Origin of the sequence: Bartonella sp. AP72JLCBS (assembly GCF_042195705.1) — a bacterium.
Taxonomy (GTDB): domain Bacteria; phylum Pseudomonadota; class Alphaproteobacteria; order Rhizobiales; family Rhizobiaceae; genus Bartonella.
Genome location: NZ_JBHIOU010000004.1, coordinates 53,881 through 77,307, shown reverse-complemented (window position 1 = coordinate 77,307; position 23,427 = coordinate 53,881). Strand labels below are relative to the sequence as shown.

At 40.1% G+C, this 23,427-nt stretch carries 18 protein-coding genes and 3 pseudogenes; 4 read left to right on the top strand and 17 right to left on the bottom strand.

The window, feature by feature from the left end; all coding sequences use genetic code 11:
* From ACFILO_RS03455 to rpmE, 5 genes and pseudogenes are all read right to left on the bottom strand, one after another.
* Window positions 1-405, bottom strand: a pseudogene (locus ACFILO_RS03455) (hypothetical protein); the annotation flags it as partial.
* Window positions 365-532 (bottom strand): hypothetical protein, encoded by a 168-nt coding sequence (locus ACFILO_RS03450; protein ID WP_273790483.1) that lies wholly within the window; start codon window positions 530-532, stop codon window positions 365-367. The pseudogene ACFILO_RS03455 and the gene ACFILO_RS03450, both read right to left, overlap by 41 nt.
* Window positions 533-1,462: 930 nt before the next feature.
* A pseudogene (locus ACFILO_RS03445) lies at window positions 1,463-1,709 on the bottom strand (ABC transporter); the annotation flags it as partial.
* Window positions 1,710-1,963: 254 nt separating this feature from the next.
* Window positions 1,964-2,155, bottom strand: a pseudogene (locus ACFILO_RS03440) (ATP-binding cassette domain-containing protein); the annotation flags it as partial.
* A 255-nt stretch (window positions 2,156-2,410) separates the two neighbouring features.
* A complete protein-coding gene (gene rpmE / locus ACFILO_RS03435) occupies window positions 2,411-2,632 on the bottom strand; it encodes a 50S ribosomal protein L31 (protein ID WP_005774581.1) in 222 nt (73 codons plus the stop codon).
* A 187-nt stretch (window positions 2,633-2,819) separates the two neighbouring features.
* Here rpmE and ACFILO_RS03430 point away from each other — a divergent pair, with 187 nt between their 5' ends.
* Window positions 2,820-4,610 (top strand): ABC transporter transmembrane domain-containing protein, encoded by a 1,791-nt coding sequence (locus ACFILO_RS03430; RefSeq protein WP_375677832.1) that lies wholly within the window; start codon window positions 2,820-2,822, stop codon window positions 4,608-4,610.
* Window positions 4,611-5,770: 1,160 nt separating this feature from the next.
* Here ACFILO_RS03430 and ACFILO_RS03425 read toward each other — a convergent pair.
* The 6 genes from ACFILO_RS03425 to tkt all read right to left on the bottom strand — a co-directional run bounded on the left by ACFILO_RS03425 (window position 5,771) and on the right by tkt (window position 13,701).
* Window positions 5,771-5,926: a hypothetical protein gene (locus ACFILO_RS03425; protein ID WP_375613193.1), complete on the bottom strand. Its 156-nt coding sequence runs from the start codon at window positions 5,924-5,926 to the stop codon at window positions 5,771-5,773.
* 613 nt (window positions 5,927-6,539) lie between these two features.
* Window positions 6,540-6,977: a hypothetical protein gene (locus ACFILO_RS03420; protein WP_375677831.1), complete on the bottom strand. Its 438-nt coding sequence runs from the start codon at window positions 6,975-6,977 to the stop codon at window positions 6,540-6,542.
* 660 nt (window positions 6,978-7,637) lie between these two features.
* Window positions 7,638-8,669 carry a class I fructose-bisphosphate aldolase gene (locus tag ACFILO_RS03415; protein ID WP_375628681.1) on the bottom strand — a complete coding sequence of 344 codons (1,032 nt, stop codon included), beginning with the start codon at window positions 8,667-8,669 and terminating at the stop codon, window positions 7,638-7,640.
* Window positions 8,670-8,776: 107 nt separating this feature from the next.
* Window positions 8,777-9,970: a phosphoglycerate kinase gene (locus tag ACFILO_RS03410; RefSeq protein WP_375632092.1), complete on the bottom strand. Its 1,194-nt coding sequence runs from the start codon at window positions 9,968-9,970 to the stop codon at window positions 8,777-8,779.
* A 513-nt stretch (window positions 9,971-10,483) separates the two neighbouring features.
* Window positions 10,484-11,491, bottom strand: coding sequence for a type I glyceraldehyde-3-phosphate dehydrogenase (gap, locus tag ACFILO_RS03405; protein WP_375677830.1), 1,008 nt, complete (start codon window positions 11,489-11,491; stop codon window positions 10,484-10,486).
* A gap of 203 nt (window positions 11,492-11,694) precedes the next feature.
* A complete protein-coding gene (gene tkt / locus ACFILO_RS03400) occupies window positions 11,695-13,701 on the bottom strand; it encodes a transketolase (RefSeq protein ID WP_375677829.1) in 2,007 nt (668 codons plus the stop codon).
* Between the two features lie 334 nt (window positions 13,702-14,035).
* Between tkt and ACFILO_RS03395 the strand changes: the two genes are divergently transcribed.
* Window positions 14,036-14,311, top strand: coding sequence for a DUF4164 domain-containing protein (locus ACFILO_RS03395; protein WP_005774573.1), 276 nt, complete (start codon window positions 14,036-14,038; stop codon window positions 14,309-14,311).
* Window positions 14,312-14,323: 12 nt separating this feature from the next.
* Window positions 14,324-14,713: a cell division protein ZapA gene (locus ACFILO_RS03390; RefSeq protein WP_375613188.1), complete on the top strand. Its 390-nt coding sequence runs from the start codon at window positions 14,324-14,326 to the stop codon at window positions 14,711-14,713.
* A 1,490-nt stretch (window positions 14,714-16,203) separates the two neighbouring features.
* Here ACFILO_RS03390 and pyk read toward each other — a convergent pair.
* The gene (gene pyk / locus ACFILO_RS03385) at window positions 16,204-17,640 is read right to left on the bottom strand and encodes a pyruvate kinase (RefSeq protein WP_375677828.1); all 1,437 of its coding nucleotides are present in this window, start codon (window positions 17,638-17,640) and stop codon (window positions 16,204-16,206) included.
* Window positions 17,637-18,125 carry a DUF1036 domain-containing protein gene (locus ACFILO_RS03380; protein WP_273790491.1) on the bottom strand — a complete coding sequence of 163 codons (489 nt, stop codon included), beginning with the start codon at window positions 18,123-18,125 and terminating at the stop codon, window positions 17,637-17,639. Before ACFILO_RS03380 ends, pyk begins: the two co-directional genes overlap by 4 nt.
* 262 nt (window positions 18,126-18,387) lie before the next feature.
* Here ACFILO_RS03380 and ACFILO_RS03375 point away from each other — a divergent pair, with 262 nt between their 5' ends.
* The gene (locus ACFILO_RS03375; RefSeq protein ID WP_005774567.1) at window positions 18,388-18,648 is read left to right on the top strand and encodes a DUF2312 domain-containing protein; all 261 of its coding nucleotides are present in this window, start codon (window positions 18,388-18,390) and stop codon (window positions 18,646-18,648) included.
* A 538-nt stretch (window positions 18,649-19,186) separates the two neighbouring features.
* Here the strand turns inward: ACFILO_RS03375 and rimJ are convergent.
* The 4 genes from rimJ to ACFILO_RS03350 form a co-directional block, all read right to left on the bottom strand.
* Entirely contained in the window at window positions 19,187-19,750 is a 564-nt protein-coding gene (rimJ, locus tag ACFILO_RS03370) for a ribosomal protein S5-alanine N-acetyltransferase (protein WP_375677827.1), read from the bottom strand.
* Window positions 19,751-20,322: 572 nt separating this feature from the next.
* Entirely contained in the window at window positions 20,323-22,185 is a 1,863-nt protein-coding gene (locus tag ACFILO_RS03360; protein ID WP_375677858.1) for an ABC-F family ATP-binding cassette domain-containing protein, read from the bottom strand.
* On the bottom strand, window positions 22,185-22,571 hold the full coding sequence (locus tag ACFILO_RS03355; protein WP_375613186.1) for a hypothetical protein: 387 nt from the start codon (window positions 22,569-22,571) through the stop codon (window positions 22,185-22,187). The genes ACFILO_RS03360 and ACFILO_RS03355 overlap by 1 nt, the downstream gene beginning before the upstream one ends.
* A 100-nt stretch (window positions 22,572-22,671) precedes the next feature.
* On the bottom strand, window positions 22,672-23,307 hold the full coding sequence (locus ACFILO_RS03350; RefSeq protein ID WP_375677826.1) for a thiamine diphosphokinase: 636 nt from the start codon (window positions 23,305-23,307) through the stop codon (window positions 22,672-22,674).
* Window positions 23,308-23,427: the final 120 nt, after the last annotated feature.

The following is a 23,427-nucleotide window of genomic DNA, read 5'->3' as shown; positions in this document are numbered from 1 at the left end:
GCAATCTTGCTCTTTTCGCTCAAGTTGGTCAGTCAATTGAAGACACTTCTGTTCCCATTGTGCAATAATATCTTGATGTCCAGCGCAATCTTGCTCTTTTCGCTCAAGTTGGTCAGTCAATTGAAGACACTTCTGTTCCCATTGTGCAATAATATCTTGATATCCAGCGCACTCTTGCGCTTTTTGCTCAAGTTGATCAGTCAATTGAAGACACTTATATGCCCCTTGTGCAATAATATCTTGATATCCAACGCACTCTTGCTTTTTTTTCTCAAGTTGTTCAGTCAATTGAAGACATTTCTGTTCCCCTTGAGCAATAATATCTTGATATCCAGCGCACTCTTGCTCTTTTTGCTCAAGTTGTTTAGTTAAATGCTTGTTCTGATAAATTGCCAATGCAAGCATTAAGCTTCCCCCACAACACACTATCATTGCCAAACCGAACAAAAAATCCACTGAGTATCCCGAATACCACGACTTCCCCATCCATATGATGCAGAAAATCATAACGCCGCATCTTACACTCCCACATTTTTTCCCCCATTTCCAAATGACCTTAATTATAGCTATTATGAAAGCTATTGCCAATTTTATGTCTTCTTCCATTCTTGCTCTCTTTTATTCCCACCAATATTTAACGCAGCTCTTTTATCGATCTCTCGATATTGTATCATTGTGTGTACATCTGATTTGAAAATAACTACATATTATATTTTAATAAAAACAATACACAAAATATAGATATTTTTTCTGGTAAAATAAAACAATTTGTATTTAATTGTACTGCTCTAATGATTTATGTACTTTAAAGAAAAGCCTTATAAGCCCTCAAAATGCATGATCCATGAAATATTGATTTTCAAAGTAATAAAAACCTTAACTCAACCAAACAGCAAAACAAACTGCGTGCTTTGTTCGCACTGTTTTATAACATCAATAAAAAGCGCCTCTGCCTATTTAGCAGTTCTTCTTTAAGTAGCCCAGCACCATCATACTCTTATGCCAGCGCCCCCCGTTGTGATAGCCCCTAAAACTTGGGACGCTTCATGAAGAGGACTTATTCTTTCTTTAAGTGTTTTTACTTCACGCGAGCTCTCTCTGCTTGCAGCATGCAAGAGACATGGTTTTGACTAATGCAACATAACCAAATTTGAAACGAGAAATTCCATGTAAGACCTCTCATGAAAAACAATGAGTTATCCTTATAAATCAACGTGAAGATACTGTTATAAAGAGAGCTCTCCCCTTAATTATTCATAGAGATTAACGTGGCATCGTTTTACATTCTATACACAGAAGTGTCTTTATAAAAATGTCAGGCAGAAAAAAGAACAGCCCGTTAAAAAAGAAAAACACCTCAATGCTTGCCTTTCTTTTTTCCATGAGAGTTTCAAATTGATAAGCCTGTCTGAAAAGAATACTGTTTATGCCCTTAAAGATACTGCTCTTGTATCAAGATCACTTACTCAGATGAAAATTGCAGTTGAGCCAAATGCGCATAAACATTATTTTTTATAATGAGTTGTGTGTTCCTTCTTCCACAAAAGCGCCTTTATCCATCACGAGAATACGATTAGCTTTTAAAATTGTTGCCAAACGATGTGCAATGACCAGGATTTAGGATTTTGTATCAATCCTTCTAAGGTATCTTGCACCAACTTTTCAGTGTTTGCATCTAAAGAAAATGTTGCTTCATCAAGTGGCAACATTTTGATTTATAATAATAATTCATTGTTTTGTATGTTGAATGAGAATCCCGAATACCGTAGGATTCTCTCATTTCAAACCATGTTTCATGGTGAACCAACCAAAACCATGCCTTTTGCACGTACCAGGCGGGGAAAGCCCGCGTGAATAAAAAACTATTAAGAAAGAACTTAAAATGCCTATAATAAATTATCTCAAGTGCCAAGGGCTGTAGCAACATCCACGAGTTGGCAAATATAATGACGGTGCCGGCTTGCAACAAGAGGGCTGCATTTCTTAAAATCGCCAGTGCAATACCAATGCGTTGTTTTTGCCCCCCAGAAAGCATAGTACCACGTTCTTCTACTTGCGTATCCAAGCCATCTGGTAAAGCTTGAATAAATTCAAATGCATTGGCAGCTTTAGAAGCGGAAAATACTTCCTCTCCATGGATATGTTCAGTTCCAAAAAAAGAAGAAAAGTTTGCAATTATTTTATTTCAAGTCTTTATACTCTAGGGAAGAAAGGATTTATGCGTATATTTCAAAATGATTTTTGAATTTAAAAAACGCAACCACAATGATTTATAAGTGTTTAAGACCCATCTGTTTATGTCGGATGCGTTTTTGAATTAATATTTAAAGTGCACTCTTTGATAGGATAAAAAATCCATCCATTTGCAATCGATTTGTTTAAAACCTTTGTACCCCATAAAAGGAGGCTTTTACATGCCAATATTACCAAAACGATTTTTGAATTTAGAAAGACGACCACCACGATCTACGAGTGTTTGGGAGCCACCTGTCCATGCCGGATGCGTTCTTGGATCAATATCTAGATTAAGAGTATCGCCTTCTTTTCCCCAAGTAGAGCGCGTCGTATATTGGGTTCCATCCGTCATAACAACGGTAATTTTATGATAATTGGGGTGAATATTCGCTTTCATGCGTCGAACCTTTTGCGTTTATAGAATGAAATAGCACTTATTTGTTTTTTTAAGTGCACTTCCTTTGTCTTTTTGATACATTGATTTAAAGTATTTATTCCTATAACTGAGCACGCATCAAAAAACAAGTGTTCAAGATACATCATTGTATCAAGTGTTACAAATCCAATACAGTGAGCAAAATTTTATGACATTACGTTCTCGTTCAGAAAAATCGACAAAGTCTTCCCCTAAAAAATCTTCATTCTCTTCGCTTGCAATTTTTGTTCCTTATCTTTTGCGCTATCGTTGGTTGTTTATCTTTGCTTTTCTAGCGTTATCTGTTGCTGCTCTAGTCACATTAGCTTTGCCTGTGGCTATCCGCCAAATGTTTGATCATGGGTTTTCTACTTCAAGCCATGGACATATCAATTTTTACTTTGGAATTTTGTTTATCTTAGCCTTGTTTCTCGCATTTGCTTCAGCAGCCCGTTATTACTGTGTTATCACCTTAGGAGAACGGATTGTTGCCGATTTACGGCGTGATGTGTTTGTCCATATTATGAAACTTTCTCCTGCTTTTTTTGATCGGTCACATTCAGGAGAGATTGTTTCAAGGCTTCTAACAGATACCACACAAATAAAATTAGCTGTGGGCTCTACCGCCTCTACCGCATTGCGTCAGCTGATTATCGTGATCGGAGCCGTCGTGATGATGGTGATCACCAATGCTAAATTGTCTTTGTTGGTTTTAGCTGCTATTCCTGTTGTGGCCATTCCCTTAGTAGTCTTTGGACGTAAAGTTCGCTCTCGTACCCGCGCGGCGCAAGATCGTCTCGCAGATGCCAATGCTGTTGCTACAGAGCAGGTAAGTGCTATTCGCACTGTGCAAGCTTTTACCGCTGAAAAACTCGTTACAATACGTTTTTCACAATTGATAGAACGTGCTTTTCAAACAGCACGTGCTTCTGTAATCTTGCGCTCCTTTTTTACGGGGTTTGCAATTTTTTTGGTTTTTAGCAGTGTGGTTGCTGTTTTATGGATTGGATCGCGTGATGTTTTGAATGGAACGATGACAGGAGGGACATTAGGGCAATTTGTCCTTTATGCGGTTTTTGGAGCTTCTACTTTTGCGCAATTATCGGAACTGGGAGCAGAATTAATCCAAGCAGCCGGCGCTGCTGAACGGCTTGCCGAATTGTTACAAGAACAACCTACTATTGTAGCTCCTAAAAATGCTTTATCATTAGAGCAACCTGTTCGAGGTGAACTTGTTTTTGATCAGGTTGATTTTACCTATCCTTCTAGACCACAAGAGAAGGTTTTACGCTCGCTTTCATTTTCTGTAAAAGCAGGCGAAACGGTTGCTTTTGTTGGGGCTTCCGGAGCAGGAAAAAGCAGCATTTTTTCTTTGATCCTTCGTTTTTATGACCCGACAAATGGAACAATTCGGTTGGATGGCATAGAAATTAATCGCCTTTCTTTACAAGATTTACGCAGTGCAATTTCCTATGTTCCACAAGATGTTGCTATTTTTGATGGAACATTGCGTGATAATATTATTTTTGGAACTGAAAATACCCATGAAGAGGAAATCCTTGCTGCCGCTAAAGCGGCTAATGCACTTGAATTTATTCACGCTTTACCAGATGGCTTGGATACGCAAGTAGGAGAACGCGGTACCATGCTTTCTGGGGGACAAAAACAACGCATTGGTATTGCGCGGGCAATTTTAAGAAATGCACCCCTGTTACTACTTGACGAAGCAACATCTGCTTTAGATGCAAACAGTGAAAAGTTGGTGCAAGACGCTTTAGAAGGGTTGATGCAAAATCGAACAACATTGGTCATTGCGCATCGTTTGGCAACAATTTTAAAAGCAGATCGCATTCTTGTGATGGATAAAGGCGCCCTTGTGGAAGAAGGAACCCATGCCGAACTTGTGGCAAAAAATGGCGTTTATGCTTACCTCGCAAAACTCCAATTTTCGCCTGAGTAAGTGATCTTGATACAAGAGCAGTATCTTTAAGGGCATAAACAGCACTCTTTTCAGACAGGCTTATCAATTTAAATCTCTCATGGAAAAAAGAAAAGCAAGCATTGAGATGTTTTTCTTTTTTCTGCGCAAGATGGAGTATTTTTATAAAGACACTTCTGTGTACAGAATATAAAATGATACCAAGTTAATCGCTATGGGCTATTAAGATGTGCAAGGAGTTCTCTTCATAACAGCACTGTCACGTTGATTTATAAGGATAATTCATTGTTTTCCATGAAAGATCATGAATACCATAGGATTTTCTCATGTCAAACCCTCATAGTGAGTCAAACAAAATCTCTTGGCTTGCTCATCACAAGCAGAGTTGGTGTGTGGAGTAAAACGGTACAAGAAAGAGGTAAAATACCTCCCTTGCCCCTTTACGTTCTAAGGGCTGTCAAAACATTGGGGCGCTGACAAAAGAGTATACGCTGGCAAAAAGTATAATAGGTGCTCGCTTGCTGAAACCCTTATGCGGCTCACTTGATAGGCTCTAGGGACACAAGCACTACCCTAAAGACTGACCACACTCTTTAAAAAACTGAATATGAAAAACTTTTCATACCCTCTCTCACCGCTATAAATAATAGTGTTTACCGAAAATCATGACAAATTGTAATTCACAAATACGCTTCTCTCTATTGCAAGAATATCCTTTTCTTCTCTTTCAAAAAAACGAACACTGTTTGCAGATCCATATTATTGAAAAAGAGCAAAGACTCTTTTAGCACTTTTGAGCTTCTTATAACTTTGTGAGAGCACATGAGCAACAGCTTTTATAATAAACTGGCTTTTGGCAAAATTGTAAAATTTTATCAAATTTATTGTTTGTAAATATCACCACGATCACTGTTCTGCTCTTGCAGACACCGCAACCTCAAAACACCGTTCTCTTTGCTCATAAATTGTCTCTCCAGCTCTCTCTTTCAGGCATAGCCCATAAAAATAAGGATAGAGTACTTCGATTGAACACCATCTTCTCACCCCCTCCAAGCCCCATATATTTTACAGCCCTCAACTTTATAGCACCCCCTATCATGCTTTAAGAAGGCACATTAACGATGATAAGAACATATACAAAGAAGATATATCTTTAGGGTATTTATGTTTAAAAGCTTGCACTAAATCATAATTTTTTTGTATAGCGAGCCAAGCATATGCAGAACTGACACCCTAACCATTTCAAACCATTCAACTGTTTCAGGAACAGATAAGCCAAGTTTTACGATTATATCTTCAACCACGAATTCACCAAAATGCAGCGGTTTTTCCATCATTTTTTAGCGCTCCCTCTTCAGTGATCCTCTAGATAATTAACTCATTCAGCATCTATACCAGAAAAGCGAAATATTACATGCTAATTTTCCTTTACATTCATTAGCCAAGCCCCCTCAAAATGACCTTTTAGTGAATAGAGCTAAAAGGATAAGTCTTCAAAACCATTTGGTGAGATAGCTATATCAAGAGCACCTAAAATACGCCTTAGTTTCTAAGATAGGCAACTTCCCCCCTTTATCGTATCAGTCTTGTAGAACTTTAAACCCTTTATCTTCAAATCAAAAAATCATAATTGGATTATATTGCATAAAGATGCTTTTTCTCATTTTTCCATTTAACACACGATAAGTTACCATTTAGGCACGATGAGAAGCTTTCCCCTTATATCATACATGAGAAAAACAAAATAAGCCGTTTGAGTGTCTTAAGGTCAAGGATGCCGTTAGGCGCACCGCCCTTGTAAAGGGTTGCCTTGAGGCTTAAGGACCCAAGGCTTGTTAGTCCATTCATTAAACGCGGGTTTGATGTTATGATTTTGGAGAGCGATTATTAAGAATTTGAGAGGCAGACAGCCTCTCATTTTTATTTGTATGCAAACGAATTGCACTCTATTTATTCAGGGAGAATAAGAACATACCCAGGAGGTGCTAAACGGAACAAGAGAGCGTCGTAACCCCACATAGCATACAGGGAGCAAATAGAAAAAATGCCTTCACCAATTGCTAAGATTAATGTGAGCGATATACCGGCTTCATCTGCTGTTGCTTCGCGGCGTTGTAAGTAGTATCCGACAAAAAAGAAAAAGCACGCTAATCCACTCGCACCCGAAAAGAAGCTTAATATGGCATGAACCGGTCCACGTATGTTGAACAGGATAAGAAAAATTGTGAAAGTAAATACTGTAAAGATCCCTTCGAATACCCCACGCACCATATTGCACAATTTTCGCATCATAATTGCAGAAAAGCTCTGTTCTGCGTATCGATTTTTTCTTTTGATGCTTGTATTCTTAGAAGATATACTGTTATTTTTAGAAGATATACCGTCCACAACTCCCCCCGTTTTAAGCCAAGATGCTATGAAGTTAGACATTTGTAATTATATCATCAAAAAATACAAGAAAAATTTATCCATTTTAATGAAAAAATAGGTGTTTTATTGAGGTGCAAATCTATTTTCTTTCGCAAGAGTTATTCAATTCGCTCGTTAATAGAAAAACTACCCCCATTGAAGAGGAAGCTATCCTGACGTAGAAAAGCTTCATAAGCTGTATTCCAATCCGCTCAGAAATCGCAACTTTCTAATCTACCCGCTTAATCCACCTTTGAAACTGCAATCAAATGAATTCTGCCGATGACAAGTAATGATAACATGAAAAAGAAAAAATATCACAATATCAAACTCTTCAATACAGTATGAGCTTTATGATTTTCACGCAAAAAGTAAGTACCACCTCATGAACGACACCATACTAAAGTGCTGTGCATTCACAAATTTCCTAGCATTGTCTCCCCTTCTCGAAATTGCACCTCTCCCGCAATCTTATCTCTCGATAGCACCCATTAAAGACTTTTAAAAGGTCCAAGGAAAAAACTCTCTGAGAAAGCTTTCAAGCCTAAAATGCCCCCGCCATTCTTATCATGATGAGGGCACAAAAAATCACGCAGAAACATGCAAAATCTCTCCGCATTTAAGAACAGGGCTTGTGCTTCAATCGCACACTTTTTCTTGTTCTTTTGTCCATTGTCCCAAAGCCGCAAGATGGTTCATCCGAGCCCGATGACGAAAGGCCTTCTGTGCAACAGCAATATTTTCATCTTTTCCCGCCCATGCTTTTAAGGCAGCTGCTTGCAGTGCTCGTCCATAGGAAAAGGTCAATTTCCAAGGCAATACGCCCAAAGAATTCATAGCAGATAAATGCGCCGTTGCTTCCTGATCAGACTGCCCTCCAGAAAGAAAAGCAATTCCTGGAACAGCAGCAGGAACAGTTTGTTTAAGCACTTGGACGGTCTTTTCAGCAACTTCTTCAACAGAAGCCTTGCGAGCATCCTTTCCATCAATCACCATATTGGGCTTTAAAATCATCCCCTCCAAAAGAACACGAGCTTCAAACAATTCTTTAAAGACAGCCTGCAAAACAGTGCGTGTCACCTCAAAGCAGCGTGTAATTGAATGCCCACACGATGATCCATCCATCAACACTTCCGGCTCAACAATGGGCACAATATTGAACTCCTGACATAAGGCAGCATAGCGTGCAAGAGCTTGTGCATTTTGTCTTATGGCGCCTCTTGTTGGCAAAGTGTATTCATCAATAGCAATTACCGCACGCCATTTAGCAAAACGTGCTCCCAAAGCATAATAATCTTTTAGCCGCTCACGAAGACCATCCAACCCTTCGGTAATTGTTTCTTGGGGAAAAGCAGCCAAGGGTTTTGCACCGGTATCAACTTTAATCCCTGGCAAAGCGCCTGAATCCCGAATAAGATCCGTCAACATTTTCCCAGTTGATGCTTTTTGCCGAATGGTTTCATCAAATAAAATAACCCCAGAGATGGCGTTTTCCATCGCTTCTTTTGTACTAAAAAGCATTTCACGATAAGCACGGCGCTTATCTTCATTGGATTCAACACCAATGCTTTCAAAACGCTTTCCAATGGTCGCCGTACTTTCATCTGCCGCCAAAATACCTTTACCCGCATGCACCAAAGCAAGTGCAATATCTTCAAGCCGTTCATTCATAAAAAATTCCTCTTATTTTGTCTTAATTTCTAAAAATGCGCAACACTATCAAAACACTCTACACGACCGTATAGTTTTTCTTTAACCTTCCCCTTCAAAGAAGCCCTTTAAGCCTGCATAAGGGCAAGAATACCAGGAAGAACCTTACCTTCCATCCATTCCAAAAAAGCTCCTCCAGCAGTCGAAAGATAAGTAAAATCATTGGCAACACCGGCATGATTAAGGGCAAAAACCGTATCGCCCCCTCCCGCAATTGAAACCAACTTTCCCGTCAAACTACGTTCTGCTGCATGGCGTGCAACGGCAATGGTTCCCTTATCAAAGGGAGGCATCTCAAAAACACCAAGGGGTCCATTCCACACAAGAGTAGCAGCTTCATCTATCGCAGCATTGATATGCGCAATAGAGCGCGTCCCAATATCCAATATCATGCCATCTTGTGGAATATCTTCAATGTCATAAAGACGATGCGGTGCATCTTTTTCAAAACGAAATCCCACAACAGCATCCTGAGGGAGCAGAAGCGTACAGTGACACTCTCGCGCTTTTTTAATAATTTTTTTTATCGTTTCCATCAATGCATGTTCACACAGTGATTTCCCTACATGGATACCTTGCGCTGCTAAAAAACTGTTAGCCATCCCCCCACCAATAATTAAGGAGTCAACTTTTTCCACCAAATGATTGAGCACAAAAAGCTTACTAGAAACCTTTGCTCCTCCCACAAGGGCAACCACAGGACGTGCTGGATTGCCAAGTCCTTTTTCTAATGCCTGCAATTCACCTTGCAAAGAGCGTCCTGCATAAGAAGGCAACAAATGCGTTATTCCCTCCACCGAAGCATGGGCACGATGAGAAACTGAAAAAGCATCATTAACATAGAGATCTCCATTATGAGCCAAAGCTTCTGCAAAAGAACAATCATTCTTTTCTTCACCAGCATAAAAACGAACATTTTCAAGCAGTAAAACACCACCATTTTGTAATGACTCAACTGCAACCTGCACCGCCGAACCGATACAGTCAGGAGCAAAAGCAACCGGCTGATTAATGATCTTTTCCAGCACTTGCACAACAGGACGGAGTGAAAACTCTTGCTCTACCTTTCCTTTGGGGCGACCACAATGAGAAAGCAGAATAAGTTTAGCACCACGCTTTTGTAGCTCAACGAGTGTCTCTTTATGTCGTACAAGACGCGTCTCATCGCATACCTTACCTTGCGCCATAGGAACATTAAAATCTACGCGCACCAGAACACGTTTACCCAAAACATCAACATCATCAAGTGTACGAAACCCCATCACTGCTTCCTCTTCACTTTCCATTGTTTCAAATAAAAACGCATCCAACAACCCTGCCCACTTTTCTTTCCACTTATCCCCCCCTCTTTGCTTTTACAAGAGATCCACGACAGCCCATCTCTCACCCTCTGTTTGAAAAGCCAAAGCTTTTATCGTCAAATGTACAAAAGCCCACCATTGCTCTTAATCTTCATATTCCATTGTGGCAAACAAATGCATTGGCTCAACTTGATCTCTATTAAAGCTTCCTTTTACTTCTAGGAAAAAGAGTTTACATCTCCTGTTTTCTAACGTTTTCTCAAAGGGTATCTCGTTCAGATCTTACTTTTTAAAGTTTACTCTTTCATTCATCTTTTAAAAGCACGTATTGACACAGTATTAAAACAAAATACATCATCAATGTTTCAATAGCCTCTTCTCTCTAGCGCATGAGAACAACAGCCTCTATCTGTTTTTCTCAAAATTGCACAAAAATGAGACTTTTCCCTATAAAAAGAGGACCCTGAGGTCCTCTTATATTGTCTTAGCAAAAGCCACTGCCGTATCACTCATACGGTTAGAAAAGCCCCATTCATTATCATACCAAACCAGAACGCGACAGAGCTTACCATCAATCACTTTGGTTTGATCATTGTGGAAAATAGCTGAATGAGGATTATGATTAAAATCACAACTCACGAGTTTCTCTTCTGTAGTGTCCAAAACGCCCTTCAAAGAACCTTGTGCAGCAGTAGCAATAGCTGTATTAATTTCTTCGATTGTTGTGGAACGCTTAGCGATAAATGTCAAATCAACGACAGAAACATTAGGGGTCGGAACACGAATCGATACACCATCAAGCAACCCCTTTAATTCTGGCAAGACCAGTCCCACAGCTTTTGCTGCTCCTGTTGATGTAGGAATCATAGAAAGAGCTGCCGCACGTGCACGATAAAGATCCTGATGCATTGTATCCAATACAGGTTGATCACCCGTATAAGAATGGATTGTTGTCATAAAGCCCTTTTCAATGCCGACCGTGTTATGCAAAACTTGTGCAACAGGCGCCAAACAATTGGTTGTACAAGAAGCATTTGAAACAACGCGATGCTCGCTGCTTAAAGATTGATGATTAACCCCATAGACGACCGTAAGATCTGCTCCTTCAGAAGGCGCAGAAATAAGAACACGCTTTGCCCCCGCATCTAAATGAGCACTTGCTTTATCACGCGCAGTAAAAATACCCGTACATTCCAAAGCAATATCGATATCCAAATCTTTCCAAGGCAATTGAGCAGGATCACGCTCTGCGCATACCTTTATTAAACCACCCCCTACATCAATAGCATCCCCTACCACCTTAACGATCCCAGGGAAACGCCCATGAACTGAATCATAGCGTAATAAATGGGCATTTGTTTCCACCGATCCCAAATCATTAATTGCAACCACTTCAATATCTTGTCGTCCACTTTCCACAAGCGCACGTAAAATATTGCGACCAATACGACCAAACCCATTAATTGCAACACGAACTGTCATTTCACATGTTTCCTCATCAATTTTTAAAAGCACAACATTTAAAACACAATAAATGGGTATTTCACCAATCCAAAATCATTAATTCCTATAACGTCAATATCTTGATCACTCACTCACTTATCCACAGTAATGCACAAGATCATCCACAACACTGTACAAAATAGATGCCTACGACCAAACCCACTCATGACAACACAAAGCTGTCATTTTGTACTTTGCTCTTTGATCTTTTCCAGCTCTTTTTCAACGGTGGCAACGACATTTTCCCAAGTAATATTAAAATGCGCATAAAGGGCATCAATCGTTCCACTTGCTCCAAAGCCATCCATGCCAATAAAGATACCATCACAGCCAATAAAACGGTCCCATCCTTGCCGAACAGCGGCCTCAATGGCAACTTTAATCGGCGCCTCTCCAATAAGAGCACGCTGATAGGAGAGAGATTGTTGAGAAAAAAGTTCAAAACAAGGCACAGAAACCACACGCGTTGGGATGCCTTTTTCTTCTAACACCGCATGTGCCTCCACTGCAATTTGCAATTCTGAACCAGAAGCAAACAGCGTCACTTGTGCATCATCGCTAGCTGTTAGGAATTCATAAGCACCAAGCATACAGAGATTTTCTTCTTCATACTCTTGACGCAAAAGCGGTAGATTTTGTCGACTTAAAGCCAAGGTAGAAGGCGTCCCGCATGCTTTCAAAGCCAATTGCCAACACTCGACTGTCTCCATAGCATCTGCAGGACGGAACACAAAATGATTAGGCATTGCACGCAGGCAAGCCAAATGCTCTACGGGTTGATGGGTCGGACCATCCTCACCAAGACCAATAGAATCATGAGTCATGACATAAATCACCCGCAACCCCATGAGAGAAGACAAACGCATAGCAGGACGCATATAGTCAGAAAAGCATAAAAAGGTTCCCCCATAAGGAATAAAGCCGCCATAAAGGGCAAGACCATTCATCACAGCTCCCATTGCATGTTCGCGAATTCCATAATGCAGATAGCGCCCTGAAAAATCTTCAGCAGAGATACTTTTCATCTGGCTGCTTTTTGTATTATTAGATCCGGTTAGATCAGCCGAACCACCAATAGTCTCAACAACGACTTCATTGATCACTTCAAGAGCCATTTCCGAAGCTTTACGCGTAGCAACAACGGGGCGCTCTTCAACCAATTTCTGTTTATAAGTATCAATAGCGCCATCAAATCCGCCCACGAGATCGCCCCGCATCAATCTTTCAAACTCCACACGCTCTGAGACAGGAAGATCAGCAAATTTTTCTTCCCATTTTTGGCGTTTTTTAGCAGCATTGAGACTAGCCAAGCGCCAATTATCGAGAATATCGGCTGGAATAACGAAAGGCTCAGCATCCCACCCTAACGCGATACGGGTTTCAGTGATTTCTCGTGCGCCCAAAGGGGCTCCATGAATTTTATTGGTACCCGCTTTATTGGGTGCTCCAAAGCCAATTGTTGTTTTACAAGCGATCAAAGTTGGTTTATCGGAATTTTGTGCCGCCTCAATAGCTCGCGCAATTGCTGCTTGATCATGCCCATTGACTTTATGTGTCTCCCAACCAGATGCCTTAAAACGCGCAATCTGATCTGTACTATCAGCAAGGGAAATCTCTCCATCGATAGAAATATTATTATCGTCCCACAACACAATAAGCTTATTGAGTTTCAAATGACCGGCAAGGGAAAGTGCTTCTTGAGATATCCCTTCCATAAGGCATCCATCGCCCACCAACGCATAAGTGTAATGGTTGATAAGATCACCAAAACGGGCATTTTGCAAACGCTCTCCAAGAGCCATCCCCACGGCATTAGCCAATCCTTGTCCGAGAGGACCAGTCGTTGTTTCGATTCCTGCCACATGCCCATATTCTGGATGCCCAGCAAGCTTTGCTCCTAATTGGCGAAAATTTTTGAGATCTTCAATGCCAATATCTTCATAACCAGAAAGATACAAGAGAGCATAAAGCAACATAGACCCATGTCCTGCTGATAACACAAAACGATCACGGTTAGGCCAGCGAGGTTTTTTGGGGTCATGAGCAAGGAATCTTGTATAAAGAACCGTAGCAATATCGGCTGCTCCCATTGGCAAGCCCGGATGACCAGAATTTGCTTTTTCAATCGCATCAATAGCAAGAAAACGGATAGCATTGGCCATCTGATTCTGTTGGTGGGTGTTTGTCATGAATAATCGACCATTTCGTTAAATACGTTATTCTGTTGCTTTTTCCGTATTCTCTTAAAATTCTCAAGAAATACTATTTTCTAACCATTAGCGTGAGACTTTTTGCCACCACTTCAATAATATTAATAACATTCCCCTCACGCGTTCTGTATATCCATGTCATTTATGCCAATACGCGCAAAAAATCCAGCTTTTAATTTATATCTATCCCCTGCTTTGCTTGCTAAAATATCCTACATACTTAAAAATAAAATGCACACAATACAAGAGTGAAAGTGATTCGTTTTTGCATAACACATTGATAAAGGATACAATTACCCAAAGGATAAAAGCAATGAACCAAGAGACTACAGTTCTACAAGATGCTTTAGAGCACCTAGAAAAGGCACTTAGAACTTTAGAGATCACCATAATAAACCGCAATGCCGTTATTGATAAAAATAACGAATGGGAAGAAGAAATCCAACGAATGAATGCTGACCGCAGCCATCTTGCCCAAGCGCTTGACAAAGCTGAAGCCCAAATTGAACGCTTAGAGTCCGTAAACAAAGAAGTTTCCAAACGTCTTATTAAAGCAATGGAAACAATTCGTGTTGTCATTGATAGATAAAGGTTTGAATGTATGGAAACTGTTTCCGTTACCATTGATGGTAAAGTTTATCGCATGGCTTGTGACAAAGGACAAGAACGTCGTCTTATTGCGCTTGCTGCTCAATTGGATCAATATATCACACATTTAAAGAACAATTTTGGTGAAATTGGCGACCATCGTTTATCGGTTATGGCTGGCATAATGATTATTGATGAAATGGAAGAAATAAAACGAGAAAATAAAAAATTACAAGAAGACTACAATACTCTTTTACGACTCCACAACGAAAGAGACCGTACCATGGGGAAAATTATGCGTGACACCACACAACGCATTGAAAATCTCACCAACCAATTGCTCAAAGATGATCAAAACCGCACAAACCTTCAAGAACAAGAACAGGAACAGGAAGATTTCTAAAAATTACATCAGCGCGTAATAAACCAGAGATTTGACTTGTCCGCCACATCTCACAGGATAAAAATTCTTAAACCCACACCAGTGTGTAAACAGTCTGGTTTTTTATAGGAAGGATTCCAGCTACTCACGACTTATGGGATTAACTTAAACCTCAACAAGAAAGCCCTACCCTGAATATTTCACCTCCGCACAAACGCTTCCTATATCAAGGAGGCTGCCTTATATCACCACATTTCAAATGAGATGTCTTTTAACCGCGCAATAAGATAACAAAATCAACATCATTGTAAAAAAATCATATAAATGACAACAGCAACAAACAAATAAAGCACCCTTCGAAAAAAAGAGCTATATTCATGTTCCCTATGAATGCATGCCCAAAAATCCTTGCCCCTTAGATAATATTAAGCAGATTCAATATATATTAAAAAAATAACCTTATCTATTATATCGTAAAACACCGCTATTTGATACTATAAGCACCATGGAGTCTTTGCACCTGAGATATCCATCCGATGAAACCCACCGAAAAGAACCGTATCATTTATAAACCAGCGTGAACTTTAGTATTTTCATCCTTTAGAGCAGGAAAAAAGTCAAACCCGAAGAGTATGTTAATCTCATACAACCTCAAACATCATAAACAACAATAATAGCTCTTGAAAACATCCTCTACCGCTATTTTTATCCTTATAACAAACAAACAATTCATCCATACCTCTCTCCCCACCCCTCAAAATCTCCAAGCTTAATAAAAGAAAGAGCAAGTCGGCATCATCATTATAGTCAGCCCTCAGTATTGCGATAGCCCCCTTGGCTCGTAAAACGATTCATAAGAGGGACGCCTTTCTTGTACAGCTTTTTCCCATAAAACCCACCCGCTTGTGATGTACAAACAAAGAGTTATGATTAACAAAACATAAATAAATTTAAGAGAATCTTACGGAATTCGGAGTTCTAATTCAAGTTTAATAACGATAAATTATCATTATAAATCAATATGTTGTAAATGATTCGACAAGGCATATTTTAAAAACACATTCACCCATCACTTTTTCTCATAACATACCAGTACGATTTTTTAAGCACATAATTTTAACTTTATTCAATTCTGTTTGCAAAAGTTTAAAATGGGAAAAATTTCAAGGCTCTTATCCAAAAAGCGAAAGAATGAACTCTCATTATCAATAAACATCTCGCTCGTATAAACATCAATAAAGCAATCCCCAATCTGTCTCAATGAAATAAAAGGGGGGCTCCCATTAAATGCCTACCGTAAAAGCAGCTTCCTCAGAACTAAAACAAAATCAACAGACAACATCACCGCATCTGCTCCCATCCCCAAACTGGACAACCTAACGCAATACCTTTCTATCTTACGATAGAAGATAAAAGAATAATGGGTCTATGGAGGCATTCACAAGAGGCGCACACCCGTTGTTTTTAAAGCCTGTTCAAAGGCGCATGAAAAAACACCATGCGCAAACGGCTCAAATCCCTTTCGTTCCATCTTGGGAGACAGAAGCAATACGCAAGAGATTTGTCGCACCAGGCGTTCCAAGGGGAACACCAGCTGTCACAAGGAAGCGATCTCCCCCTTTGCAAAAGCCTTCCTGAAATGCAATAGCTGCTGCTCGATCAACCATATCTTCTAAATTGCGAGCATCTTCGCTCACCACACAATGAAGCCCCCAAACGAGAGCCAAACGCCGTGCTGTTTCCACAATGGGCGATAAAGCAATAATGGGTCTATTAGGGCGTTCACGAGAGGCGCGCACCCCCGTTGTTCCTGAAGCCGTATAGGCAACGATAGCGGATAGTGCAAGTGTTTCAGCAATCTGACGCGCAGCAAGAGAAATCGCATCCGTTCCTGTTGATTCTGGTGCTGGATGTTGTGCCCCAACCTGAGCGGCATAAGTATGATCTTGTTCGATTTGCCGCGCGATTCGGTCCATCATAAGCACAGCTTCTTCAGGATAGCGACCAGAAGCAGATTCAGCAGACAACATCACCGCATCTGTTCCTGCATAAACTGCTGTAGCAACATCCGACACTTCTGCGCGTGTCGGAACAGGAGATGTAATCATTGATTCAAGCATCTGTGTTGCCACCACAACAGGCTTTCCTGCTAAACGACAAGCTTTTATGAGCTCCATCTGAAGTGCAGGGACCTTTTCCAAAGGCATTTCCACTCCGAGATCACCCCGTGCAATCATAATACCATCGGATACCTCAATAATTTTCTCTATATGCTCCAAGGCTTGAGGCTTTTCGATTTTAGCCATCAAAGACACTTTGCTTTTCGTCAACTGACGCACCGCCATAATATCTTCTGGACGTTGAATAAAAGAAAGAGCAACCCAATCAACAGGCTGCTGTAAAAGAGCCTGAAGATCCTCCTTATCTTTTGACGTCATCGAATCAAAAGGCAAAATTGTATCGGGAAAACTGACACCCTTTCGATCAGAAATACGGCTACCAGCAACCACGCGACACTGTACAAAGTGATCATCACAAACTTGCGCACGCAGTTCCACCCTTCCATCATCAATCAACAACCGGTCCCCTGGTTTAACAGCCGAAAATACATCCTCATGAGGGAAAAAAACACGCTGCGCATCGCCAAGAACATCGCGATTATCTAATGTAAAGCTTTGCCCAACACGCAAATCTTCTTGCCCCTTAGCAAAACGCCCCACACGCAGTTTTGGCCCCTGAAGATCCACCAAAATACCAATGGGGCGTCGAACTGTTTTTTCAACTTCTCGTATAGACTCGACCAAATCACCCAGCATATCACGATCAGTATGGCTCATATTAAGACGAAAAACGTCTGCTCCTGCCCTAAAAAGCTTCTCAATCATCAAACGAGAAAAAGAAGAAGGACCAAGAGTCGCAATAATTTTTACTTTACGTGCACGTTTCACGGTGGAGAATTTCCTGAAAGAGAAGGTATAACTGAATTGTTTAACAAAGACTCATCCGTCAACTGTACCATCCAACTGGTTTGATTTCCGGTATCGATCTCTTTAAATTCAGCCTTTTGATATCCTCGAGGGAAACAATCATGAACCCCTTGAATAGTAAATTGGCTATCTTGCACACACATGGTCACAGAGCCTGCCCAGTTCCCTTTTTTTTGTGCCCCTTCCGCATAAAAATAATAAAACCGTGAAGCAAGGGGCCCCTCAATTAAAGTTTTACATTCCGTCACTGGTACCGTCCACCAGCCTTCGCTCACCCACCCTGAAAATGTACGATATCCAAGAGCAACCCCTACAGACTGTTGGGTTGTATTACAAACTCTAAAGTCAGCTTTTGCAAAAACAACAAGGGGAAACAAGAGCAAAATGCTCAAGAGAAAAACTTTTAATCCTTTCTGAAACACCCAATATCGCTTTTTTAAAATCACAAAACTTCCTCTATAATGCCAAATTCTCAAAACAAATTACACATTTCTTTTTTTAAAGCTTTTCAAATCTAAAACGTATATTTTTATATTTTTCTTTTTATAGCCCTTTTATCAATGCATATATCTTAAAAATTTTACAAAATATTTAAAGTCAATTTGTAAAAAAGCTGTGTAGCTTGATTTACTTTTTGTTTTCAAGCTTTTTTAACATAAATTCGTCGTCGAAAAACAACTTAAAATATATAACTTGGAGAAAAATACAATGAACGATACAGTAACCGATCAAACACACGCTATATCCGTAAACCAATTACGCTCTTTTATCGAACGTATTGAACGACTAGAAGAAGAGAAAAAAACCATTTCTGATGATATTAAAGACGTTTACACTGAACTTAAAGGCTCTGGTTTTGATAGTAAAGCTGTTCGAAGCATTATACGGCTGCGTAAAAAAGAAGAGCATGAAAGAATGGAAGAAGAAGCAATCATTGAACTTTATAAAAATGCGCTTGGTATGAATTAAAACCATTGATAACATTGGAAATTTTCTTAAGAAAAGAAAATACAAATGGCAAAAAATAAATGAATGTATAAAAATTTCACCCAACAATAAGCCGTTTGTGTAACTTGTAACGAGACTATCGGTCACAGAATACACAATATTGCAACAGCCCTCACATTTAAAAGGATTTATACAGAGAATTTTTATTCTTGTTCTTCAATAATTTTTATCCACATAAACCCTCACTTGTATGCCAACCTATGCCAACTCAGTTTGTGATGTGCAAGAGAGGTGTTTTTATGATTAAACATCAATAAATTTGAAATGAGAAAGTCTTCCGATATTGAGGACTCTCTTCAAATTGAAAAAAATGAATTATGATGATAAATCAATTTATTATCTACGCAAAGAAACATATGAAAGCGGTCAGCCGTTGAAATCCGCTAAACGAGAGTCTGAACTGTTTACAAAAGAAGAGGTGGTTAAGGATCTTCGTCTTTTAGGATAGGGAAAAGTGCAGCATATTTACACATTTGATAAAAAGACCCTTAACAAAACTTTATTCGAATCTATTAACGGACTCATAAAGATCATTGATTCGAGAGGTTAGAATGTGATCTCTCCATTTTCCAGAAATCATCAAATAGTCTTTGGCATAGCCTTCTTTTTCAAAATGAAGGCGTTTTAATAAACGTTCGCTTTTTATGTTCTCAGGTCTATAATTTGCCATCACTCTATGCAGATGATAAACATGAAAGATATGGCGTATTAGAGCCGATAAACTCTCACACATGAGACCTTTGCCTTGTTGTTTTTCATCAAGAGAAAAACCAAGATGACAGGCTTGAAAAACACCCCGAACCACATTTGTAAAATTCACAACACCGATGACTGTATTTTCATTTTTTAATCGTACAGCATATCGGTATGCTTGTCCCTGTGCGCTTTCATAAGCAAATGCATTGGCTCGTGTTTCCCAAGCTGTTAGGCTGTGGTAACCATCAGATCTAACAGGTTCAAAAGGACGCAGATGATTCGCATTACGGAGGAAATAAGAAGACAGTTCAGCTGCATCTTCTAAACCGATCAATGTGGAAATTGTTCGCTTTGTTTTAATTGCCATCATTTTCTCCTCCTAGACAATGTCACAATAACACGTTGATTTATCTTAACAAATCATCATTTTTAAACTCAAATCATAACATCGAATACAGACAGCTTTTCTCATCACAACACTTCTTACGTTAGAATCAATGAGCATCTTTTGCTTTTCCGTCATAAGTGGGGTTGGTGTATTTAGGATATAAGGTAAAGACAAGGGCATGTTTCTTACGAATGCTCTCAAATTCCAAAGGAGCTGCAAGCAACATTGGGGACTGGCAAGGTATGCAAGGGAATTCGCGTACTTCCATATACGAAATTTTGAAAAAACTCACGGCAAAGGTAGTTTTGTTTCTTTGCCTTGTAAGCTCAGAGCATGCTTGTTTTGCGCTATCATATCACTGTCCCCCCATATACAAATCCCAATGACCATCGCCTTAAGGTGCTATATGTTACAGTGCGATCTAAAAAGTCTCTGTCATAACTCGTCAACAACACTATTCCCGCTAAATCAGCCAAAAACTCTTGTAACAAATCAAAGAAAAGCGATGATGCAATACAAATTAAAATGCTTAGATATTAATATCTAAAACATTACCGTGAACACGCTTCCATTTCTTCGCGTAAAATTTCAAGTTCTAACCACTCTTCTTCTTTTTGTGTGCAAGTATTTCTCTTTTTTTCCAACGCTGTTGATAAACGTTCAAAACGCTCTTTATCACTGCGATAAAGGGCTGGATCAGAGAGTTCTTGCTCAATTTTTTTGATTTCGTCCTGTAAAACAGCAATTTCTTCAGGCAATTTTTCCAATGCATAAACCTGCTTATAAGACAATTTACTTCGTGTTTTTTTCTCTCGCCCTATCAAGCTATGATCTATTGATGTATCCTGTTTTGAAAGCTCTCCCGCATGAGATTTTGAAGGTGCTTTACGCTGCGATAATTCTGTTCTTTTGCGTTGTAAGCGAAGAGCATGCTGGTTTTGCGCCATCATATCACTATAGCCGCCCGCATACAAAACCCAATGACCATCACCTTGAGGTGCCAACATATGCGTTACAGTACGATCTAAAAAGTCTCTGTCATGGCTGACCAACAATACTGTCCCCGCAAAATCAGCAATAAATTCTTGCAACAAATCCAAAGTTTCCATATCCAAATCATTGGTCGGTTCATCAAGAATCAAAAAGTTTGCAGGACGAGAAAGAAGTCGTGCAAGCATGAGGCGTGCTCTTTCTCCCCCTGAAAATTCTTTAAGGGGAGTGCGAGCTTGTTCCGGTAAAAATAAAAAGTCTTTCATATAAGAAACCACATGCCGCTCCAACCCATTGATCACAAGAGTATCACCTCTTCCCCCCGTTAAATAATGCGCTAAAGTTTCTTCTTCATTTAAAATACGTTGCTGATCAAGCAATGCCATAGAGAGGTTATAGCCATGCCTCACCGTTCCACTATCCACGGCTTCTTGCCCAATTAATGCAGAAAGGAGCGTTGTCTTTCCGATTCCATTGGGTCCTACCAAACCGATTCGATCACCCCGCTGAATGCGCAAAGAGAAATCTTTCACGATAATGCGATCACCATAGGATTTTGAAATTTTCTTTGCTTCAAGCACCAATTGCCCAGAATCATGACTTTTTGCTGCTGTCAAAAGTGCATTTCCTGGCTGCCCTTTATAGGTTTGATGACGCTGTCTTAAGTCTTTTAATTCGCCTAAGCGCCGTACATTACGCTTACGCCGTGCGCTCACGCCATAACGCAACCATTGCTCTTCACGAGCAATTTGGCGCCCCAATTTATGCTGTTCGATGGCTTCTTCTTCCAGTGCTTTATCACGCCAATTTTCAAACTCAGAAAAACGCTTTTCCAGTCTTTTGGTTGTGCCACGATCAAGCCATACCGTTGACCGTGTAACATTTTCTAAAAATCGTCGATCATGGGAAATCACCACAATCGCTGAACGCAAAGAAGCCAAAACAGCTTCCAGCCATTCAATAGTTGGTAAATCAAGATGATTGGTTGGTTCATCTAAGAACAAAATATCGGGTTTTGCAGCAATGGCCCGTAACAATGAAACACGCCGCTTTTCGCCTCCCGAAAGCGTTTCCAATTTTTCCGTCCCAGAAAACCCTAAATTTGTGCGAAGCGTATTAATCCACTGAACATCAGATGTATCGTCCAGCCCCGCTTCCATATAAGCATTAATATCTTCAAATCCTGAACAATCCGGATTTTGTGAGACATAACGGAGCGTTACTCGCGGGTGGCGAAAAATTTCGCCACCATGAGGTTCTAATATTCCTGCGGCAATTTTTAATAAGGTCGATTTTCCACAACCATTACGGCCAACCAACGCAATACGCGCCCCCTGCTCAACCGATAAAGAAGCTTGATTGAGCAAAGGCGTTTTTCCAAAATTTAAGAAAATGCGGTCAAGCCGCAAAAGCGGCACCGCCATTAACGAACGCGGCGCGGACAAGGTGCTTTATACATCACCCCTCTTGCATCACGGTAAGCACACAATTGCCGTACAGGGACTCTCTGTCCACAAGGTGCTTGGTAAACATGCCCTCTACGACCACGATACGTGCACAATTGTGATGCCTGTCTTTGTTGTTTTCTTTGATTTGCAGCTGCACCTGTTACTGTTCCAGCCAAAGCACCAAATGCTGCACCGGTAAGTGCTGCTCCAGGCGTACTTCCAGCAATAGCAGTTCCAGCCAAAGCACCGATTGCTGCTCCTCCTACGCCGTAACGTGCAACGCGTTCATCGTTTGTAGTACAAGCGACTGAACTGAAACCAATGGCTGAAACAACGGCCACTTTAAAAATTGATTTTAACATATCAAAACCTTTCCTTCTCAAGATCAATACATATATCGTTTATGTCGGCACTTCATCACTAGGCCCCCCCCTGCCTTATTCAAAATATATTGGAAGAGCTTTATGGAATAGGTACAGACGCTAACAATATAGCTTTTCCAGAACCTAAATGGCAAGAAAAGGTTCCACAAATACGGTTAGAAAGTGTTAAAGAAGAGCCAAATGACACATTTTTGTCACAAATTGGCCATTTTACCCCTTTAAGAGTTAAACTTTTTAAATCAGAAAAACCGATAATACTAAACAAACATCCCTTAGGCAAATCATACGAACAAGGTTTTGACAAAACCGGCCAACCTTCTTCCAAACCGCTTGTCAACAACACTGAAATACCCCTTTCAGCCATCATCAACGCTTGCGTCATATGAGAAAGGCTATGATCACTTCGCTCCCCTCCCAAAGCACCGCACAAAATAAGCTTTTTAGCGCCATTTTGCAGCGCTCTTTCACATGCCAGAGCACTATCTGTCATATCTTTATCAGAGGGAAAAACTTCACGCGGAACATGATTATATTGGCGGATTAAATTCTCATCTGATGAATCAAAATCTCCTAACCACAACTCAGGCGTTACATTAAGCGTTGCCGCATGACGCATACCACCATCCGCAGCAATCACCCGACTGTTTTGAATTTGATTAAGCAAACGATCAGTGATATGAACATCCCCATTTAATAATATCGTAAATGTTGTCATGCCATACTTTGCCTTTCACAAAATTTTCTTTACAGTGCATCTTTTTATAAGTGAGAGTCATTTTTTATAAACAAAAAGCATGATATAGCCAAACGAATCCTTATCCCTAATGCCTTTCTT

What these genes read in the sequence shown, in the direction of transcription:
- ACFILO_RS03450 (WP_273790483.1), bottom strand. Translation starts at nt 532, where the DNA reads ATGTGGGAGTGTAAGATGCGGCGTTATGATTTTCTGCATCATATGGAT.
- rpmE (WP_005774581.1), bottom strand. Translation starts at nt 2,632, where the DNA reads ATGAAAGCGAATATTCACCCCAATTATCATAAAATTACCGTTGTTATG.
- ACFILO_RS03430 (WP_375677832.1), top strand. Translation starts at nt 2,820, where the DNA reads ATGACATTACGTTCTCGTTCAGAAAAATCGACAAAGTCTTCCCCTAAA.
- ACFILO_RS03425 (WP_375613193.1), bottom strand. Translation starts at nt 5,926, where the DNA reads ATGATGGAAAAACCGCTGCATTTTGGTGAATTCGTGGTTGAAGATATA.
- ACFILO_RS03415 (WP_375628681.1), bottom strand. Translation starts at nt 8,669, where the DNA reads ATGAATGAACGGCTTGAAGATATTGCACTTGCTTTGGTGCATGCGGGT.
- ACFILO_RS03410 (WP_375632092.1), bottom strand. Translation starts at nt 9,970, where the DNA reads ATGGGGTTTCGTACACTTGATGATGTTGATGTTTTGGGTAAACGTGTT.
- gap (WP_375677830.1), bottom strand. Translation starts at nt 11,491, where the DNA reads ATGACAGTTCGTGTTGCAATTAATGGGTTTGGTCGTATTGGTCGCAAT.
- tkt (WP_375677829.1), bottom strand. Translation starts at nt 13,701, where the DNA reads ATGACAAACACCCACCAACAGAATCAGATGGCCAATGCTATCCGTTTT.
- ACFILO_RS03395 (WP_005774573.1), top strand. Translation starts at nt 14,036, where the DNA reads ATGAACCAAGAGACTACAGTTCTACAAGATGCTTTAGAGCACCTAGAA.
- ACFILO_RS03390 (WP_375613188.1), top strand. Translation starts at nt 14,324, where the DNA reads ATGGAAACTGTTTCCGTTACCATTGATGGTAAAGTTTATCGCATGGCT.
- ACFILO_RS03375 (WP_005774567.1), top strand. Translation starts at nt 18,388, where the DNA reads ATGAACGATACAGTAACCGATCAAACACACGCTATATCCGTAAACCAA.
- rimJ (WP_375677827.1), bottom strand. Translation starts at nt 19,750, where the DNA reads ATGGCAATTAAAACAAAGCGAACAATTTCCACATTGATCGGTTTAGAA.
- ACFILO_RS03360 (WP_375677858.1), bottom strand. Translation starts at nt 22,185, where the DNA reads ATGGCGGTGCCGCTTTTGCGGCTTGACCGCATTTTCTTAAATTTTGGA.
- ACFILO_RS03355 (WP_375613186.1), bottom strand. Translation starts at nt 22,571, where the DNA reads ATGTTAAAATCAATTTTTAAAGTGGCCGTTGTTTCAGCCATTGGTTTC.
- ACFILO_RS03350 (WP_375677826.1), bottom strand. Translation starts at nt 23,307, where the DNA reads ATGACAACATTTACGATATTATTAAATGGGGATGTTCATATCACTGAT.